Below are 17,373 nucleotides of genomic sequence, written 5' to 3'. Positions count from 1 at the left end.
ACGCTGTCTTTTTTTAGTCATACTGACGCCGAGCGAGTTGTTCGGTTTGTTCTTTCTTGACTTGGCGCTTGTTTTTTTCGTGTAAGCGGCCCATGAAAGACGTCCGTTGCCAAGACGGAGACCAGTTCGAGTCCTTTCCGGCACGCAAGGCTAAGATATAGTCATAGCTGAGGTGAAGCCGTTCAATCATTTCAGTCCGGACGTCACAAATATGACCATGACCGGGAATCAGTAACTTGATTTCATATTCATAGATAAACGATTCGAGCAGTTCGAGTGTCGTCAAATACTCGTTGGAATCATGTTCAATCAACGGAATTTCAACATCAGAAGCATAATCGCCGCAGACGAGAAGGTGGAGCGGCATGACGACGAAGGACAGATGCGTCGCTTCGTGACCGGGTGTCAGGAAAAAAATCAGCTTGGTTTTACCGATGGTTAAAGTGGTTTCAGACTCGTCGATGACATGTGTGATGTTCGGAAACAAGACAGGGGATTCGATGTAATATTCATCATTAAAATTTTGAACTTCTTTCAGCGCAGCGGCTTGATCGACATTAATGAACCGACGAGACGCAATTGCAATCGCATCTTTGAAGGCGTAAGCACCTAATATGTGATCGAAATGGGCGTGCGTATAAACGATATAAAGAGGACGATCGTGCCGGATGATTTCGACGTCCCGGCGAATCGTGGCGATTTCATCCGGTAGCCAGCCTGGATCAACGACGATCAGACAGTCAGGTGTTTCAATCAACGTCGAAGTCGTTTTCATTAACGTGCTTTGGTAGACCGTCACACCGGGCATCTTCATCTGGATCATAAGACTTCTCCTCATTCCTAAGTAGAAACTTTTATACCGAACTATACCCAAAAAGATGCGGCATGTATCGCGAACGACAAAAAAAGACGATTCGCATCGTGCGAATCGTCTTCCCCCTCGAGAGGGTATAAAAGTCGTTGACCTATGTGTCGTTGACCTATGTTATGTCATAAATTGGAGCGGGTGAAGAGAATCGAACTCTCATCATCAGCTTGGAAGGCTGAGGTTTTACCACTAAACTACACCCGCAAAAGTTGCTAAATAAAGTTGCTACATGAGATATAGTAGCATAGCAAAGAATAGATATCCATAACTTTTAGAAAAAAAGTCAATAGTTTTGATTTTTCTGGACGGATTGAACATGGTTCTTATGTCTTCAAGAACATTCCTCTAACATCAAATACTGGCTGTTCTTTTGATACGTCAACAATGATTGACACTAGGTGATGCCTATCATCGATCTCGTTCCAAGATTTCACTGTTTGAATCGGGCGACGGCTGAATCTTGTGATTCCAATCGGGCGCAGTTAAAGTGTACAATAACAATAGCTAAATCGTTTACATGAGCTTCCTGCGACGAGCATGAATGCCCGAGGATGGAAAGAGGAGCGAATGACTGGTGAACAAAGTTCGAGTTTGGAGCGAACAGGCGATGGGAAAAGGATGGAGGGCGACCTGTCACCATCAAATCGATCGTTATCGCTTCATGACAGGAGAGTGGTTTCTGAACACAAGCTTACTTGCCTTTTCAATCGAACAGGATGCGGATATGTTACCGGACGTGCTTCCGAACGAATTGAATATCCCGCTGGTATCGGAACGGATGAAACAGACATTGGAACGGTTGACTCCGTTTTCTGTACAATGTCTTCGGGTCCAGTTGAAGACGCGGTCGGGATTAAGCAATTACTATCTCATCAATATACTAGCGGTAAGACGGGTGGAGCATTTACATAAGACAAATATTTTCCGCACCATTCGGAAGAGACAGGTCTATTTCATGACGGAGCGAATCATCAGTGAGTCGCTTGGTCCCCACCACATCTTGCGAGATGAACGGACGGATCGTATTTTCCTTTCGGACACGCTAGCACGGTATTTGGAACAACTGACCGTGACAGGAGTACATTTTGGCGAGATAAATCGAATGGAGGAAATTATATGAAACATTACACGGTCGATAATTGGATTACTCTTGAATATCCACAGACGTTTGAATACCAGGAAGAGGAAACGTTCGTTAGTTTTTATTCGACGGAAGAAAATGCGATGGGCACCTTACAGTTGTCGATTTATGAGTCGGATGCAGAAGAACTGACACCGTTTGAAGCGGCTGAACAAGAAATCAATTTGTTGGTAGAAGAGTTTGGCATTGAATTAACGGGACCTCTTGAAGCGCGTCGGAATACACCAAAAGAAGCCTTGCTTGCTGTTGATGGAAAAGAAGAAGATGTGTTTATCCGTATCTTTGCCTACTCCGACGGCGAACGTCTTGTTCTGTTGACTTATTCTGCTGATCGAGAGTCTTTAGAATTAGAAGAAATCGAAACGATGATCCGTTCATTGAGTTGGATCCATTGATCAAAAAGGAGTCACCCTCTAAGCGATAGAGGATGACTCCTTTTTTTGATTATGGGTGTCCTTGTCTCCGGACAGAAGAAGGAAGACGGGATCCAACCTGTTTATTCAGCCAGCCTGCAATATCCGCGAAGACACGAATCCGCTCAAATTCGTGAAACAGTTCATGGCGCAGCCCGCGATAGACGGTGAGTTGAACACCTTCAACACGAACCCGGTTATAGGCGTCGAACAAGGTATGAATCCCTTTTCCGTCAAAGGCGACAGGATCATCTTCACCGGCAATCAGTAACAACGGAAGATGCCGCGGATGCTGATAAAGATAAGACAGGGAGTTCACGGATTTTGTGGCAGAAAGCAGTTCATGAAAGAATCCAAGTGTCACAGTCTGACCTGACAATACGTCTTCATCATACCGCATGACCGATTGGGGGTCGGACGATAACCAGGCATTTGGCGACAAGGCCGGGAAGAAGCGTAAGTTGTAGCGGCCAAAAACCAATTTACTCATGCCTTCCGCCGGGTGCTGCGCCGATGTTTGCTCAATCAGTTGCCGAACGATTTTTTTGCTGATGTTTCCGAGTAGTCCGCTGTCGGTCGGGGGACCGCTGGCAATGACACCAGCCAGTTCGTGACCGAGTGTTTGTCCAAGACGTCTTGAAATCAGCGAACCGAAGCTGTGACCAAATGCAAAAATCGGTAAGTCCGGATAGCGGTCTTTAATGTCGTAAACCAATTCTTCCGCATCTTGAACCAACTGGTCAAATCCTTGATTTGGTTCTAAGTGACCCAACTGAGGAGCCTGAGTACCAAAACAGCGTAGATCCGGGATGACGGTGTGATAGTGATGGGCATACAGAAACTCAGCAAATTCCTGGTAACGTTCCCCGTGTTCCATCATGCCGTGAAAAACGATGACGACACCTTTAGGCGCACTTGCTTCCAAAAGATGCATGTTCGTCGTATGACCGTCAGATGCAATCCAGTGTGTATGATCGATTGTCATGTATATCATCCTTCCTTGATTAAGAAAGCCCGAATATCGTTCCATCTTCAGAAATTCCCATCGTATTAGCAGCCGGTGTTTTCGGTAAACCTGGCATGGTTAATACATTCCCGGTCAAGGCGACGATGAATCCCGCCCCGATCGCCGGTCTGATTTCGCGGACCGTAATCATAAACCCTTCGACTCGTCCGTACTTAGTCGGATCATCCGTCAATGAGAAGGGTGTTTTCGCCATACAAATCGGCAAATGGCCAAGTCCTTGATCCGTGCAACGTTCGAGTTCGCGTAGAGCCTTTTCTTCAAAATGGACGCCTGCAGCACCATAAACCCGCTGTGCGATGCGCTCGATTTTTTGTGTCAGCGGCAGTTCAGCCGGATACAGGGGAGTAAACTGACTTTCTTCTTCCAAAGCATCCATTACCTGTTCAACAAGTGCTTCACCGCCGGCTCCGCCTTGGCTGAACACTTCACTTTCCGCGACACGAATGTTACGTTCGCGACACCAGTCGAGCACGGTCTGACGTTCCGTTTCTGTGTCATTTGAAAAACGATTTAAGGCTACGATAGCCGGAACACCAAACAAATCCATCGTCTCGACATGTTTTTCGAGCAAAGCGAGTCCTTCGACCAAGGCGGATAGATTTTCTTCAGACAACTGATCTTTTGCGACACCGCCATGCATTTTTAACGCACGGACGGTTGCGACGAGCACGACGGCATCAGGATGTAAATTGCCGATCCGTGATTTGATGTTAAAGAATTTTTCAGCACCAAGATCAGCTCCGAAGCCGGCTTCTGTCACGACATAATCGCTCAGCTTGAGAGCCGTTCGCGTTGCAATCAGCGAATTACAACCATGGGCGATGTTCGCGAACGGTCCGCCATGAATCAAGGCCGGCGTCCCTTCGACGGTCTGTACCAAATTTGGACGGAATGCCTCTTTTAAGAGCAATGTCGCAGCACCGGAGGCCTGGATATCCTTGACTGTCACCGGTTGTTGCTCGTACGAGTGGGCGACGACGATACGGCTGATTCGGTCCTCTAGATCGGCAATCGAGTCAGCGAGACAAAGGACCGCCATGATTTCTGATGCAACGGTGATGTCGAAGCCGTCTTGACGCGGAATACCATGAGCCGCTCCACCGAGTCCAATCGTGATGTTGCGTAACGCCCGGTCATTCAAATCGAGGACACGCTTCCATGTGATGCGACGTGGATCAATCCACAAGTCATTGCCTTGATGAAGATGATTGTCGAGCAGAGCGCTGATTGTATTGTGGGCCGAGGTAATGGCGTGCATGTCACCTGTGAAATGCAGATTGATTTCTTCCATCGGTAACACTTGGCTGTAGCCGCCGCCACAAGCGCCGCCCTTTAATCCCATCGTGGGTCCGAGCGACGGTTCCCGTAGACAAATCATCGTTTTGTGCTTGAGCCGGTGTAGTGCCTGACCAAGCCCGACCGTCACCGTTGATTTTCCTTCACCGGCAGCTGTTGGATTGATGGCTGTGACGAGAATCAATTTCCCGTCGGCATTCGTCGCCAACCGTTCGGCTAATCCATCCGTCAACTTCGCCTTGTACTTTCCGTACGAGTCATAATCTGCGTCCGTCAGCCCGATTTGACGGGCGATTTCAGAAATAGGTTGTAGAGTCGTTTGTTGGGCAATCTCTAGATCAGAACGAATGGTTTTCTCCATGGCATAATCTTCCTCTCAAGATGAATTTCTTTATATTTCTTTATAGTAGCTCATCCGAAAGGGTCGCGCCAAATAATCGTTCAATATTTTCCACCCAATGTGTCAAATGGTTGCGTTTTCATTTTGTGGAAAATTCCGTACGCTTAGAGCAGAGGAGGGATGAGCAATGGCAGTAAGCAATAAGAAAAAAGTAAAACGCGGACTCGAATTTTGGATGTTCGTCGGACCCGTCTTTCTGGTTTTCGCGGTAATTGTTCTCGTACCTTTTTTTAACGGTGTCATGTATTCGTTCACGGATTGGAACGGAATTACAGGTGAATTGAATTGGATTGGATTCGACAATTATGTACGCCTCTTTACGGTCGATGACCAGTTCCAACAGTCATTTTGGTTGACGACGAAATATACAGTTGTTGCCGTGATTCTGACGAATCTAGTCGGCTTCTTGTTAGCGTTTTTACTCACACAAAACATTCGGACCCGTAACTTTTTACGGACGATCTTCTTCATGCCGAACTTGATCGGCGGCTTGATTTTAGGATTCGTTTGGCAGTTCATTTATGTTAAAGGATTTGCATCGATCGGAGAGCTGACAGGTTGGAGTTTATTCGAACTTCCCTGGCTTGGTGACGCCCAGACCGGATTTTGGGGCATTGTCATCGTTTCGATCTGGCAAGGTGGCGGCTACATTATGGTCATCTACATTGCCGCCTTACAAAATGTCCCGCAGGAACTGATTGAAGCCGCAAAAATCGATGGCGCGAACCGCTTATCGACGTTACGTAACATCACGATTCCACTGATTATGCCATCGGTGACGATTTGTCTGTTCTTGACGATTTCATGGTCGTTCAAATTATTTGATACGAACTTATCATTAACGAACGGTGGACCTTTCAAATCAACCGAGATGCTGGCGCTGAATATCTATAAAGAATCGTTTACGAATAACAACCTTGGTCTTGGTTCGGCCAAAGCGATTATCTTCTTTGTGGTCGTCGCCGCGATTACCGTAACCCAAGTCTACTTGACGAAAAAACGGGAGGTGGAAGCATGAGTACCGCGCAACCTTTACCGAAACCAGAACTCAAGCCGGAACAACCGGCACCGAAAAAACTAGGACGTTACTCGGTGCGACTCGGGACTGTCGAAATCGCCGCCTTACTGATGGGCTTACTGTATATGATTCCATTTTATTATGTGATCTCAAATTCGTTTAAAACGCAAGGTGATATTTTTACGAATACGTCAGGACTTCCAAAAGAATGGATCACCTCGAACTATACCGATGCCTGGGAAGCGATGAACTTTGGAAAAGTGTTCTTGAACTCCCTCATCATTACTGTCGGGGCGAATGCCGTCATCGTCATTTTTTGTTCGATGGCTGCTTGGAAGCTGGTTCGGACGAAAACCCGGTTATCGACAATCATCTTTTTCCTGTTTGTCGCTGCGATGATCATTCCGTTCCAGTCGATCATGATTCCGTTATCAAAGCTGTCTGGTGACTTGGGGTTACAAAACAGTTATTGGGGCTTGATCCTCATGTATCTTGGTTTTGGATCCGGGTTATCGATTTTCTTGTACCACGGTTTCATGAAATCGATTCCGGAAGAGATTGAAGAGGCCGCGATCATTGACGGTTGTTCCCAGTGGGGTGTGTTTTGGCGTATTGTGTTCCCGTTGCTCAAACCAATCACGGTGACGATCGTCATCTTGAACACACTGTGGATTTGGAATGACTTCCTGCTGCCGTCGCTGATGTTGCGTGACGTCGAACTGCGGACGATTCCACTCGCCACGTTCTATTTCTTCGGTCAGTATACGAAGCAGTGGGATTTGGCCTTGGCGGGACTGATCCTCGGTATCATTCCGCTGTTGTTGTTCTTCTTCGCGATGCAAAAGCAAATCATTCAGGGAATTACGAGTGGTTCAATCAAATAAGATGTAAGCGCGTTCTCGCTTCTGCGGGAACGTTTTTCTTCGGGTTAGCTAATCTGATTAGTCAGATTATTTTATTTTTTTTGAGAAAAGGGCTTTTCAAACACTTGTTGCATGGTGTACGATGTTCTCAATTCAATTGTAACAACGACGTTGAAGGGAAGAGTAACATCTTGTACAACCGGATTAGCGAGCTGGGGGCGGTGAGAGCCCAGTCGGAAACAAGTTGCGAAGAACATCCCGGAGTCGCTACCCGAACACACGAGTCAGTAGGCGTAGCCGGAGTTGCCTGTCCGTTATCATATGGCCGAAGATTGAGATGATAATTGATCATCAGTCTTTTGAGTGAGCAGCTGAGCTGTTAACATGGGTGGTACCGCGGAACCGAGTCTTTCGTCCCATATTCTTGGGAGAGAAGGGCTCTTTTTTATGGCTTCTTTTTCAAACACACAATTGAGGAGGAAGAATACCATGACAACACTCGTATCGATGAAACAGACACAGGAAGCCATCACACTCGTAAAAAAACGCTTTGAGGAGCAATTCTCAACACAACTCGGATTGACACGCGTCGAAGCGCCTTTATTCGTCGAAAGCACACTCGGAGTCAACGATCATTTGAACGGAATCGAACGCGTCATTCGTTTTGATGCGATTGATCATCAGGCTGAACTTGAAATCGTTCAATCTCTCGCGAAGTGGAAACGCCAAGCACTCCATACGTACGGATTCGCAAAAGGCGAAGGGTTATACACATTGATGCATGCCATCCGTCGCGATGAAGTCTTGGACGCGACCCACTCGATTCATGTTGACCAATGGGATTGGGAGCGGATCATCTCGAAGGAAGAGCGGACAATCGATTACTTGCAAACGACAGTACGTGCCATCTATCAATCGATTCATCAAGTAGAGCGTGAAGTTGAAGAACAGTTCGGAATCGAGGCTATCTTGCCGGAGACGATTCATTTCATGACGACACAAGAGCTCGAAGATGCGTACCCGAACCTTTCTAGCAAAGAGCGGGAGACGGAAGTGACGAAAGAATATGGGGCAGTCTTCTTGATGCAGATTGGCGGAGCATTGGCGTCCGGAGAAAAACATGACGGCCGAGCAGCTGACTACGATGACTGGACACTCAACGGTGACATTTTAGTCCACCATCCGGAAATCGGAGCATTTGAACTTTCATCAATGGGGATTCGTGTCGACCGTGAAACGTTACTGGCACAAATCGAGACGACTGGGGAACATGCGAAACTTGATTTCCCGTTCCACCAAGGCGTGTTGGCAGAGAAACTTCCGCTGACGATCGGCGGAGGCATCGGACAATCACGTATGGCGATGTTCCTCTTGAAAAAACGTCATATCGGTGAGGTCCAAGCATCTGTTTGGTCGGAAGAAACACGCGCGTCGTACCGCGAGCAAGGTGTGCACCTGCTGTAAGAACGAGTGATATATTAATAGATATAACTTAAAACCGGAATACTGAACATGATTTCATGAACAGTATTCCGGGTTTTTGTGTGTTAAATAAGTTCATCCGACCTCAGACGGAGGGAAGACGTGTAAAAATAAGCTATAATGGGCATATGAACTAATAAGAGAGAGGTGAAGACATGTCAGCGATACTCATTACAGGATTAGTGTTTGCCCTGCTTTTCGTAGTTTTTCTTTGGTTTAACATCAAAGGATTACGGACGATGTGGCGCGATTACAAACGCACGGGCTCAATGATGGCACTTGGCTTCTTTATCGTCGGAATCATCGGGATCTTTACAGGGGTCTGGACGACGCTCGTCGTCATCATTTATTATCTTCTTCGTCCTGCACGAGGCTGATTTAGAGGAGTGGTTGGATGTTAGAATGGTTGTTCTCAGCCGGAGAGTCGAATCTCTGGCTGTTTTTAGGAATTATGATTCTCGGACTCGGAACCGAATTGATTCCGGCTGAAGTCGGGTTACCGGTACTCGGTCTTTATGTTTCAAATGGAACAATCGGCTGGACTGCAGCCGTCTTGATTGGATTCATCGGCAGCTTGATGGGAGCGACGTTGTTTTATTTTCTTGGTCGTTACGCGGGACGTCCGATTTTGGTTCGGTATGGAAAATGGTTGATGATCAAAGAACGTGAAATTGTTCAAGGAGAGAGGATCGTATCAAAATACGGTTCCTGGTCTGCGTTATTTGGCCGCTTCTTCCCTGTCGTTCGTTCTGTTGTCTCTATTCCATGTGGTTTGTTCAATTTGTCTTTTAAGCGGTATGTACTCGCTTCAAGCATTGGTTTGTTCCCGGTTTCATTTTTCTATGTTTGGTTGGGAGAAAAGTTTGGAGTGGAACGAGCAGAGTCGATGTTGAAGGGACTCGAACAGGAGTTGTGGTGGATCCTCGGCATTATCGTCGTCGGAATCATTGCCTACATTTTGTACCGTCGTTTCAAATCGAAACGCTAAGAGTATATAAAAAAGGAGCCGACTATCAAGTCAGCTCCTTTTTTATCAAAATTAGGCACTTCATCTTCAACCACTTCTTGGCGAAGTGGGATGAAATGTACAAGACCACTGGAAAAGAACTTTCCTACGGTTCTTGTTCCAAAGAAATTCCTTTAAGCGAAGCGTAGGTGGAGGTAGTTCAAGGTTTTTTAGGGAATAAAAAGCGTTTGAGTGTTTTAATCCGATGTTTTGGTGTTAATAGAAGCAATTGATCGCGACCTTCAAAAATCGTATCTCCCCGCGGTGTCACGATTTGATCGTTGCGAATGATGGCCGTGATTAAAAACTCCTGCGGAAGATCGATGTCCGAAATGGCTTTTCCGACAAACGGATGAGAGTTTGGAATCGTCAATTCGATGATTTCAGCGTTTGGTTTACCGATCGACATGAACTCAATGACCGTTTGAATCGTGGATGAACCCGTTTCGTTTAAATGAAGCCGATCTGCTAAGAAAGTCAGCATGCTGCCTTGGATCAACGTCGATAAAAGAACCGTGAAGAAGACAATGTTGAAGATCATTCCGGCGTTGTCGATTCCGGCAACGAGCGGATAAGTTGCGAGAATGATTGGAACGGCTCCTTTTAAACCGGCAAAGGAAACAAACACTTTTTCCTGCCAGGAATATTTAAAAGGAATCAGGCTGAGCCAAACGGAAACGGGACGGGCGATGAAAATTAAAATCAAGGCGAGTGCAATCGATGATAAGATCACTTGCGGATCAAGTAATTGTTTCGGGAACACGAGTAATCCGAGTACGATGAACATCCCGATTTGTGCCAAGTGCGCCATGCTCATCGTAAAGCGGACGAGTGTCTGGCGGTAGACCAACTCATGATTGCTGATATAAATAGCGGTCACGTAAACGGCTAAGAAACCACTGGCATGAACCGTGTCGGCAATCCCAAATGAAAGAAAAGCAAAAGACATTAACAGGATCGGATAAAAACTGGATGAACTGAGGTCAATCCGATTGAGTAACGTCGAAGCGATCCAACCGATCAGCAGACCAAGCAATAAACCAATCATCATTTCCCAACTCAAGGACGTTAAACCGGAAACCAGCGAAGCGTCCTTTGGATTGGTCACAAATTCAAGGAAAAAGACAGTCAGAAAAACAGCCATCGGATCATTGGTACCGGATTCAAGTTCAAGTGTAGATCCGACTTTTCGACGAACGGACTGACCGCTGAGTACTGAAAAAATAGCGGCAGCATCAGTCGAACCGACAATGGCTCCTAACAGGAAGGCATTCGCCCAACTGAATCCGAGAATATAGTGAGAGGCGACGGCGACAATGGTCGTCGCGATGAAAACGCCAAACGTTGCAAGTGAAAGGGAAGGTGCTAGTTCTGTTTTGACTTCTTTCCAAACCGTCTGGAGTCCTCCCTCAAATAAAATGACGATCAGTGCAACGGTTCCGAGTAACTGAGCCAATTCGGCATCATCAAACCGGATAAAACCGGTAATATCACTTCCGGCAATCATTCCAAGTGCTATGAAGATCAATAAGGCCGGAATGTTGAGGCGACTTGATAATTTCGTCGTCCAAACCGCTGTAAACAATAATAAACCAATTAATAAAATCGTGAATTGTAGGGACATTGCATCAAACTCCTTCGTTAAGTAGTATCTGGTTTTATCATACACTAATTCCGACTTTTTTTATCGGATAACGATTGTTCAATATTTTCCACCGCACCGGACAAAATTATCTATTTTTATTGCAAGCGTTTTCATTTATTGTAAAAGCGTAGCACGGTAATTAATACGAAAATCAGGGAGGTATCCGAATGCGTAAACGTAAATGGGCAGCACTACCAGTTATGACGACCGCGATGGTCGTCGCACTTGCGGCATGTGGTGGCGGTGGAACACTTAATAGTGATGACTCAAAGGACAGTGGCTCTTCCAAGGATGGCAAGACCCTCAACGTATTCCAATTCAAGGCTGAAATCGCAAAAGACATGGAGAAGATGGCGAAAGCGTATGAAAAAGAAACAGGCGTAAAAGTCGTTGTTCAAACCGTTGGCGGTGGATCGGATTACGGAGCAGCCTTGAAATCTCAGTTCGCTTCAGGAAACGAACCGGATGTCTTCAACAATGGCGGATTCACGGAAGCGAAAACATGGCAAGATAAGCTGGAAGATCTTTCAGATGAAAAGTGGGTTAGTGATTTAACAGACCTCTCGAAAGAACCGATGACGATTGACGGGAAACTCTACGGTATGCCGATGAACTTAGAAGGATACGGTTTTATCTACAATAAAGAAATCTTCAAAAAAGCGGGTATTACAGAACTGCCGACGACGTTGACAGAACTCACGGAAGCGTCAAAGAAACTCAAAGCAGACGGTGTCACACCATTTTCAATCGGATACGGGGAGTGGTGGATTCTCGGAAACCACTTGATGAACATCCCGATGGCACAGCAGGACGATCCGGATCAATTCATTGCCGATTTAAATTCGGGTAAAGGGAAGTTTGAAGACAATAAACAGTTCAAAGATTTCATAAATCTGTTTGATTTGACGATCAAGTATGGAAACAAAAATCCGTTGACAACGGATTACAATACACAAGTCTCTCAGTTTGCTGAAGGGAAAACAGCGATGATCCAACAAGGAAACTGGGCGCAACAATTGATTACGGATGTTAATCCGGACATCGACATGGGCTTCATTCCGATGCCGATCAATGACGACAAAGAAAAAATGGATCGTCTTCCGGTCGGTGTTCCAAACAACTGGGTCGTCAATAAAAATTCGAAAAACAAAGAAGAAGGTAAGAAGTTCCTCGAGTGGATGGCGACATCGGACACAGGAAAAGATTACATGGTCAATAAATTCAAGTTCATCCCGGCTTTCAAATCAATCGAAGCAGCAGATCTTGGACCGCTTGCTGACGACATCATTAAATATTCAAAAGACGACAAAACGATTTCATGGAACTGGTTTAAGTACCCGGATGGTGCTGTAAACGAATTTGGTGCCATCATGCAAGCGTATGTTGGAAAACAAAAAACATCAGAAGAGATGTTACAAGACTTTACGAAGACTTGGGAAAAAATGAAGAAATAATAAAAAACGTGTTGCTTCCATTTTTATTTGGAAACAACACGTTTTTTATTATTTTAATGAAGGAAAAACAATTGAATGAAGAATAGAACGGCAAATAGATAAATCAAGATGTGCACGCGCTGTTTTTGCACAGCTTTCATGATGGGATAGATGATGAATCCAAAAGCGATGCCTGTAGCGATACTACCGGATAACGGCATGATGATGATGACCATGAATGCGGTAAAGGCTTCGCTGAAATCTTCCCACTGGATATGTTTGATGTTTTGCAACATCAAGGCACCTACAAGGAGTAACGCTGGTGCCGTAATAGCAGGAACACTTGAAATCGATTGAACGATTGGACCGAACACTGCTGAAAGTGCGAACAAAATTCCGACCGTGACAGATGTCAAACCAGTTCGTCCACCTGCTGCGACACCAGAGGCAGATTCAACATAGGCTGTTGTTGGACTTGTTCCAAACATGGCTCCAGCAACCATCGCCGTTGAATCAGACAACAAGGCGCGTTCGCTGTTTTTAAGTGATCCGTCTTCTTCGATCAATCCAGCCTGTTCGCCGACTGCGACCATTGTTCCTGTCGTATCAAACATTGTGACAAGGACAAACGAAAGAACACCGCTGAAAAGTCCGTATTGAATGACATCTTGAACGGCAGTGAGCGGATTCGCGACAATAATGCCTTCCGGTAAGGTCGGCAAAGCAATCAGAACTTTCGAGAACGTCAACTCACCTGTTAAGAAAGCAAGCAGTCCGGATAGAATCATGGCATACAGAAGACCGCCTGGAACTCGTTTGACTGTTAGAATGGCTGCCACCATCAGACCGACTAATGTGATTAGGGCTTCCGGTGACGTCAAAGAGCCGATTGTGATCAAGGTAGCAGGATCTGCGACAAGAATACCGGACATTTTTAAGCCGAGGGAAGCGATAAATAAACCGATTCCTCCAGTAATCGCTAATTTAAGTGTCGTCGGGATGACTTCGATCAACTTAGTCCGTAACGGTGATAAGGATAACAGAAGAAAGATGATGCCGGCCACGAAGACGACGGATAAAGCCGTTTGGTAAGGGATTTTTTCACCGATGACCAATGTGTACGTGAAATAGGCGTTTAATCCCATTCCCGGTGCTACCGCAATCGGTAAGTTAGCATAAAATCCCATCAACAGTGTACCAATCAATGTAGCGATGATCGTTGCCGAAAACGCTTGATCCTGTGGAATTCCTGCTTCCGACAAAATGGTTGGGTTGACGAAAAGAATATAAGCCATCGTGATAAATGTGATGAAACCAGCTTGAATTTCACGTTTGACCGTTGTATCGTGTGCTGCAAGTTTAAACATGAGTCAAAGACCACCTTAATCTTAAAAGTTTGTTAAAAACGAACATTAACGATGTTATAGCAATATTCATTCGGAATCAAGTGTTGTTTTTCCGGAATATAAATTTAGTAGTGACAATAGAACGAACAAACTAATAAAAGACATACATGTAAGCGGATACAGCTATGCTATACTAATTATTAGAAGAAAAAGGATGGAGGGAGACGGCGGTGAAGAGCATCCGGACACGTTTGATTCGACTTGTCGTCTTAGCGATTCTGATTCCGACAACGCTTGCTACATCAGCTTCTTATTTATACGTACGCAATCAAAATGTAGAACAGGCAGAACGATCGAGCCTGAATACTCTGAAAAGAGGAAGTAACCAAATCAGTCATTATATGGAAGACGTGAGGCGGTTGCCGACAAGTTTATATGCGAATCGTTCGTTGATCAATATTATGAATGTCGGGGCAGATGCGGAACTCAGCGAATCAGAAGGTGTAATATCACGGGCATTGTTGGGCCTTTTTTTATCAAGGCAAGACATTGAGCAACTTCACTTCGTCATCTTAAAAGGAAATTCGGAGTACTCGGTCTATAACATGAAGACATCGAGTCGGGGGAAATTTGATTGGTTACAGGAAACAGATTACTTTCGTTTAATGAAACAAAAAAACGGTTGGCTGATTGATCCGATACATCAGATTACCGCCTATAATACACATACGATGATTTTGGACGACAAACAGATTGTCAGCTTCCGTTACCGGATCAACCGGGTTGAAACCGACGAACCGCTCGGCTTTCTTTCAGTCGATATTCCAACCCATGTTTTTGAACAGCAACTGAAGCTGTTTGAAAATTTTCCGGGCGAATCCCTCTGGCTGTTAAGTGGAAATCAATTGATGGCGAAGACCGGGAAAGAGCTTCCTGTGACGAATGACCGGTTTACCGGTAACAGTGGCAGTATGCGGGTCGGCGATTCGTTCATCGTCTATGCGAAAACGAAAACACAAGGTGTTCCCATCACGCTCGTCAAGACGACCCCATATGCATCGGTCATCAAAGGAGCAAATGAAACCGCCTTGATTTTAATTTTGATTGGAATCGTCTCCCTAGTCCTGATGATTATCGCTGCCAGTCTCGCTGCACTCCAAATTACTAAACCGATCAAACAGCTGACGGCAAACGTATGGCGTGTCGAGCAAGGTGATTTATCGGCCCAATTCGTTGCGACGACCAATGATGAAATCGGCTTACTCAATCGACAGTTTCAGCGGATGATTCAACGAATCGACCGGTTGATCAAGCGGGAATACCGGTTGGCGCTTGAAAATCGGACAAATGAACTACGAGCCCTTCAATCCCAGTTGAATCCACATTTTTTGTTTAACGCGCTTCAGTCAATTGGGACGACGACATTACAAGGAGACCGGAAAATCGCGTACCGTTCGATTACGGGACTGTCGCAGATGATGCGTTATTCGATGAACAATGAACAGACCATCGTAACGTTAAAACAAGAGGTCGATCATCTTCAATCATACATGCGGCTTCAGCAACAACGTTTTCCAGATCGGTTTCGTTATATCGTCGATGTACCCTGGCATATGAATTCAATCGAAATTCCAAAGATGATTTTGCAGCCATTTGCTGAAAATTATTTTAAACATGCGTTTAATCAACAGGTGGATGCAACCAAAAATTATCTCGCCTATAAAGTAAGGAATGATGGTGATCAACTCATCATCCAAGTCGAAAACAGCGGTCTTGTCATGGATGCGGCAGTTCTCGATTCAATCGATCAAACGATGCGGATGCATCGCCGACCGGAAGATCGTCAAACATCCGGCATCGGTTTGCACAATATCTATGAACGTCTATTGATCTTTTATGGAGAGGAAGCAAGCATGGTCTTACAATCCCCGTCTGAAGGGGGTTTCAGAATCGTCATTCGAATTCCGGTTGAACAGGAGGAACTGTGATGAATGTGTTGATTGTAGACGACGAAAAACATGTGCGTGATGCTGTGAAATTGCTAGGCGAATGGGATACGTGGCAGGTGGATCATATTTTTGAAGCGGATGACGGTATCACCGCTAAACATTTTTTGGAAAAGGAAAAAATCGATTTAATGTTAACAGATGTCGAAATGCCCGGACTCGACGGATTAAGTTTACTCGAATGGACAAAAAATCATCATCCAAAGGTCGTCACGATTGTACTGACAGGGTATGATGATTATACGTATATGCGTCGCGCGATTTTACATCAATCGTTTGATTACTTACTGAAGCCGATTGATCCCGACATCTTAAATGATGCCGTCACCCGGGCGATGGAATTAATAGGTCCTGTTCAAGAACAGGGGGAGGCAATTGATCAGATTGCGAAATACATTGCGGCGCATTATGCGGAAGAACTAACTCTTCAACTCATGAGCGAACGCTTTTATTTAAGCCGGGAATACATTTCAAGACGTTTCAAACAACGTTTTTCAGTCAATCTATCCGACTATATTCAAACGATCCGTTTGAACCGGGCAAAAGAGTTGTTAAGCAGGACGGATGCCCGGATTTACGAGATTGCGCTTGAAGTCGGGTACCACGATGATAAGTATTTTCGGAAAGTCTTTAAAAAGCAGTTCGGGATGACCCCGAACGAGTTTCGAGAGTTGTTGTCTGTTTAGTCGATATTTAAGAGGAGGAATCGTACATGAGCGTACACATTAACGCAGCAGAAGGTCAGATTGCAGAAACCGTATTACTTCCAGGAGATCCACTTCGTGCAAAATACATTGCCGAAACATTCTTAGAGGACGTCGTTTTATACAACGAAGTTCGAGGAATGTATGGTTTTACAGGAACATATAAAGGTAAAAAAGTATCAGTTCAAGGAACCGGAATGGGTGTTCCATCGATGTCGATTTATGCGAATGAATTGATCCAATCGTACGGAGCAAAAAACTTGATCCGAGTCGGTACTGCCGGTGGAATTACGCCGGACGTTAAAGTCCGTGACGTCGTCCTTGCGATGAGCGCTTCACATGATATGGCACAAAACCGTGTTCGTTTTAACGGACTCGACTATGCACCGACAGCATCGTTTGATTTGTTGCATAAGGCCTATACGACAGCAAAAGAACACGGCATTGATGCAAAAGTCGGTCAAATCTTTACGACGGATCAATTTTATCAAGATGATTTCCATCACTTCAAAAAATGGGCAGACTTCGGTTGCCTCGCCATTGAAATGGAAGCAGCAGGCCTTTATACGCTCGCGGCAAAACATAAAGTCAATGCCTTAACGATCTTAACGATTTCCGATCACCTGTTGACAGGCGAAGAGACGACATCGGAAGAACGTCAAACGACTTTCAACGATATGATGAAAGTAGCACTCGAAACGGCCATTCAATTATAAGCAAAAAGC

The 17,373-nt window shown here is 45.3% G+C and carries 16 protein-coding genes, 1 tRNA gene and 1 other annotated feature; of the genes, 11 read left to right on the top strand and 6 right to left on the bottom strand.

The features are described 5' to 3' along the window. Positions 1-13 precede the first annotated feature (13 nt). Both ACHA8N_RS16920 and ACHA8N_RS16915 read right to left on the bottom strand, forming a co-directional pair. Entirely contained in the window at positions 14-823 is an 810-nt protein-coding gene (locus ACHA8N_RS16920) for an MBL fold metallo-hydrolase (RefSeq protein WP_393966402.1), read from the bottom strand. Between the two features lie 175 nt (positions 824-998). After that, a tRNA-Gly gene (locus tag ACHA8N_RS16915) sits at positions 999-1,072 on the bottom strand. A gap of 370 nt (positions 1,073-1,442) precedes the next feature. Between ACHA8N_RS16915 and ACHA8N_RS16910 the strand changes: the two genes are divergently transcribed. Then, a complete protein-coding gene (locus tag ACHA8N_RS16910) occupies positions 1,443-1,988 on the top strand; it encodes an imm11 family protein (RefSeq protein WP_233550700.1) in 546 nt (181 codons plus the stop codon). Then, entirely contained in the window at positions 1,985-2,404 is a 420-nt protein-coding gene (locus ACHA8N_RS16905; RefSeq protein WP_026833850.1) for a hypothetical protein, read from the top strand. The genes ACHA8N_RS16910 and ACHA8N_RS16905 overlap by 4 nt, the downstream gene beginning before the upstream one ends. Positions 2,405-2,453: 49 nt before the next feature. On the opposite strand, the gene ACHA8N_RS16900 is transcribed toward ACHA8N_RS16905, so the two are convergent. Both ACHA8N_RS16900 and ACHA8N_RS16895 read right to left on the bottom strand, forming a co-directional pair. Next, positions 2,454-3,407, bottom strand: a complete 954-nt coding sequence (locus ACHA8N_RS16900; RefSeq protein WP_393966401.1) for an alpha/beta fold hydrolase — start codon at positions 3,405-3,407, stop codon at positions 2,454-2,456. 19 nt (positions 3,408-3,426) lie between these two features. Further along, the gene (locus ACHA8N_RS16895) at positions 3,427-5,106 is read right to left on the bottom strand and encodes a formate--tetrahydrofolate ligase (RefSeq protein WP_393966400.1); all 1,680 of its coding nucleotides are present in this window, start codon (positions 5,104-5,106) and stop codon (positions 3,427-3,429) included. A gap of 166 nt (positions 5,107-5,272) precedes the next feature. On the opposite strand from ACHA8N_RS16895, the gene ACHA8N_RS16890 reads away from it, so the two are divergent. The 5 genes from ACHA8N_RS16890 (at position 5,273) to ACHA8N_RS16870 (ending at position 9,496) form a co-directional block, all read left to right on the top strand. Then, positions 5,273-6,163, top strand: a complete 891-nt coding sequence (locus ACHA8N_RS16890; protein ID WP_026833847.1) for a carbohydrate ABC transporter permease — start codon at positions 5,273-5,275, stop codon at positions 6,161-6,163. Beyond that, the gene (locus ACHA8N_RS16885) at positions 6,160-7,047 is read left to right on the top strand and encodes a carbohydrate ABC transporter permease (RefSeq protein WP_393966399.1); all 888 of its coding nucleotides are present in this window, start codon (positions 6,160-6,162) and stop codon (positions 7,045-7,047) included. The genes ACHA8N_RS16890 and ACHA8N_RS16885 overlap by 4 nt, the downstream gene beginning before the upstream one ends. Positions 7,048-7,188: 141 nt before the next feature. Then, positions 7,189-7,448, top strand: a binding site (T-box leader). 67 nt (positions 7,449-7,515) lie between these two features. Beyond that, positions 7,516-8,490: an aspartate--ammonia ligase gene (gene asnA / locus ACHA8N_RS16880; RefSeq protein ID WP_393966398.1), complete on the top strand. Its 975-nt coding sequence runs from the start codon at positions 7,516-7,518 to the stop codon at positions 8,488-8,490. Positions 8,491-8,663: 173 nt separating this feature from the next. Beyond that, positions 8,664-8,885 carry a hypothetical protein gene (locus tag ACHA8N_RS16875; protein ID WP_014969583.1) on the top strand — a complete coding sequence of 74 codons (222 nt, stop codon included), beginning with the start codon at positions 8,664-8,666 and terminating at the stop codon, positions 8,883-8,885. 17 nt (positions 8,886-8,902) lie between these two features. Next, entirely contained in the window at positions 8,903-9,496 is a 594-nt protein-coding gene (locus ACHA8N_RS16870; protein ID WP_393966397.1) for a DedA family protein, read from the top strand. A 178-nt stretch (positions 9,497-9,674) separates the two neighbouring features. Here the strand turns inward: ACHA8N_RS16870 and ACHA8N_RS16865 are convergent, their stop codons facing one another. Next, positions 9,675-11,138: a potassium/proton antiporter gene (locus ACHA8N_RS16865; RefSeq protein ID WP_393966396.1), complete on the bottom strand. Its 1,464-nt coding sequence runs from the start codon at positions 11,136-11,138 to the stop codon at positions 9,675-9,677. A gap of 188 nt (positions 11,139-11,326) precedes the next feature. On the opposite strand from ACHA8N_RS16865, the gene ACHA8N_RS16860 reads away from it, so the two are divergent. Next, entirely contained in the window at positions 11,327-12,613 is a 1,287-nt protein-coding gene (locus ACHA8N_RS16860; RefSeq protein ID WP_147512524.1) for an ABC transporter substrate-binding protein, read from the top strand. Positions 12,614-12,666: 53 nt separating this feature from the next. Here ACHA8N_RS16860 and ACHA8N_RS16855 read toward each other — a convergent pair whose 3' ends face one another. Continuing rightward, the gene (locus tag ACHA8N_RS16855) at positions 12,667-13,959 is read right to left on the bottom strand and encodes an NCS2 family permease (protein WP_393966395.1); all 1,293 of its coding nucleotides are present in this window, start codon (positions 13,957-13,959) and stop codon (positions 12,667-12,669) included. Positions 13,960-14,168: 209 nt separating this feature from the next. Between ACHA8N_RS16855 and ACHA8N_RS16850 the strand changes: the two genes are divergently transcribed. Genes ACHA8N_RS16850 through deoD form a run of 3 tightly spaced genes read left to right on the top strand, consistent with a single transcriptional unit; the run spans position 14,169 to position 17,364 of the window. Beyond that, positions 14,169-15,926 carry a sensor histidine kinase gene (locus ACHA8N_RS16850; RefSeq protein ID WP_147512522.1) on the top strand — a complete coding sequence of 586 codons (1,758 nt, stop codon included), beginning with the start codon at positions 14,169-14,171 and terminating at the stop codon, positions 15,924-15,926. Then, entirely contained in the window at positions 15,926-16,630 is a 705-nt protein-coding gene (locus tag ACHA8N_RS16845) for a helix-turn-helix domain-containing protein (protein ID WP_393966394.1), read from the top strand. Before ACHA8N_RS16850 ends, ACHA8N_RS16845 begins: the two co-directional genes overlap by 1 nt. Positions 16,631-16,656: 26 nt before the next feature. Further along, positions 16,657-17,364, top strand: a complete 708-nt coding sequence (gene deoD, locus ACHA8N_RS16840; RefSeq protein ID WP_393966393.1) for a purine-nucleoside phosphorylase — start codon at positions 16,657-16,659, stop codon at positions 17,362-17,364. Positions 17,365-17,373: the final 9 nt, after the last annotated feature.

The organism is Exiguobacterium sp. S22-S28 (assembly GCF_043359615.1).
Lineage (GTDB): Bacteria > Bacillota > Bacilli > Exiguobacteriales > Exiguobacteriaceae > Exiguobacterium_A.
Note: the sequence above shows the minus strand (reverse complement) of the source record. Positions and strands in the feature narration are given on the sequence as shown.

What these genes read in the sequence shown, in the direction of transcription:
- ACHA8N_RS16920 (WP_393966402.1), bottom strand. Translation starts at nt 823, where the DNA reads ATGATCCAGATGAAGATGCCCGGTGTGACGGTCTACCAAAGCACGTTA.
- ACHA8N_RS16905 (WP_026833850.1), top strand. Translation starts at nt 1,985, where the DNA reads ATGAAACATTACACGGTCGATAATTGGATTACTCTTGAATATCCACAG.
- ACHA8N_RS16900 (WP_393966401.1), bottom strand. Translation starts at nt 3,407, where the DNA reads ATGACAATCGATCATACACACTGGATTGCATCTGACGGTCATACGACG.
- ACHA8N_RS16895 (WP_393966400.1), bottom strand. Translation starts at nt 5,106, where the DNA reads ATGGAGAAAACCATTCGTTCTGATCTAGAGATTGCCCAACAAACGACT.
- ACHA8N_RS16890 (WP_026833847.1), top strand. Translation starts at nt 5,273, where the DNA reads ATGGCAGTAAGCAATAAGAAAAAAGTAAAACGCGGACTCGAATTTTGG.
- ACHA8N_RS16885 (WP_393966399.1), top strand. Translation starts at nt 6,160, where the DNA reads ATGAGTACCGCGCAACCTTTACCGAAACCAGAACTCAAGCCGGAACAA.
- asnA (WP_393966398.1), top strand. Translation starts at nt 7,516, where the DNA reads ATGACAACACTCGTATCGATGAAACAGACACAGGAAGCCATCACACTC.
- ACHA8N_RS16875 (WP_014969583.1), top strand. Translation starts at nt 8,664, where the DNA reads ATGTCAGCGATACTCATTACAGGATTAGTGTTTGCCCTGCTTTTCGTA.
- ACHA8N_RS16870 (WP_393966397.1), top strand. Translation starts at nt 8,903, where the DNA reads ATGTTAGAATGGTTGTTCTCAGCCGGAGAGTCGAATCTCTGGCTGTTT.
- ACHA8N_RS16865 (WP_393966396.1), bottom strand. Translation starts at nt 11,138, where the DNA reads ATGTCCCTACAATTCACGATTTTATTAATTGGTTTATTATTGTTTACA.
- ACHA8N_RS16860 (WP_147512524.1), top strand. Translation starts at nt 11,327, where the DNA reads ATGCGTAAACGTAAATGGGCAGCACTACCAGTTATGACGACCGCGATG.
- ACHA8N_RS16855 (WP_393966395.1), bottom strand. Translation starts at nt 13,959, where the DNA reads ATGTTTAAACTTGCAGCACACGATACAACGGTCAAACGTGAAATTCAA.
- ACHA8N_RS16845 (WP_393966394.1), top strand. Translation starts at nt 15,926, where the DNA reads ATGAATGTGTTGATTGTAGACGACGAAAAACATGTGCGTGATGCTGTG.
- deoD (WP_393966393.1), top strand. Translation starts at nt 16,657, where the DNA reads ATGAGCGTACACATTAACGCAGCAGAAGGTCAGATTGCAGAAACCGTA.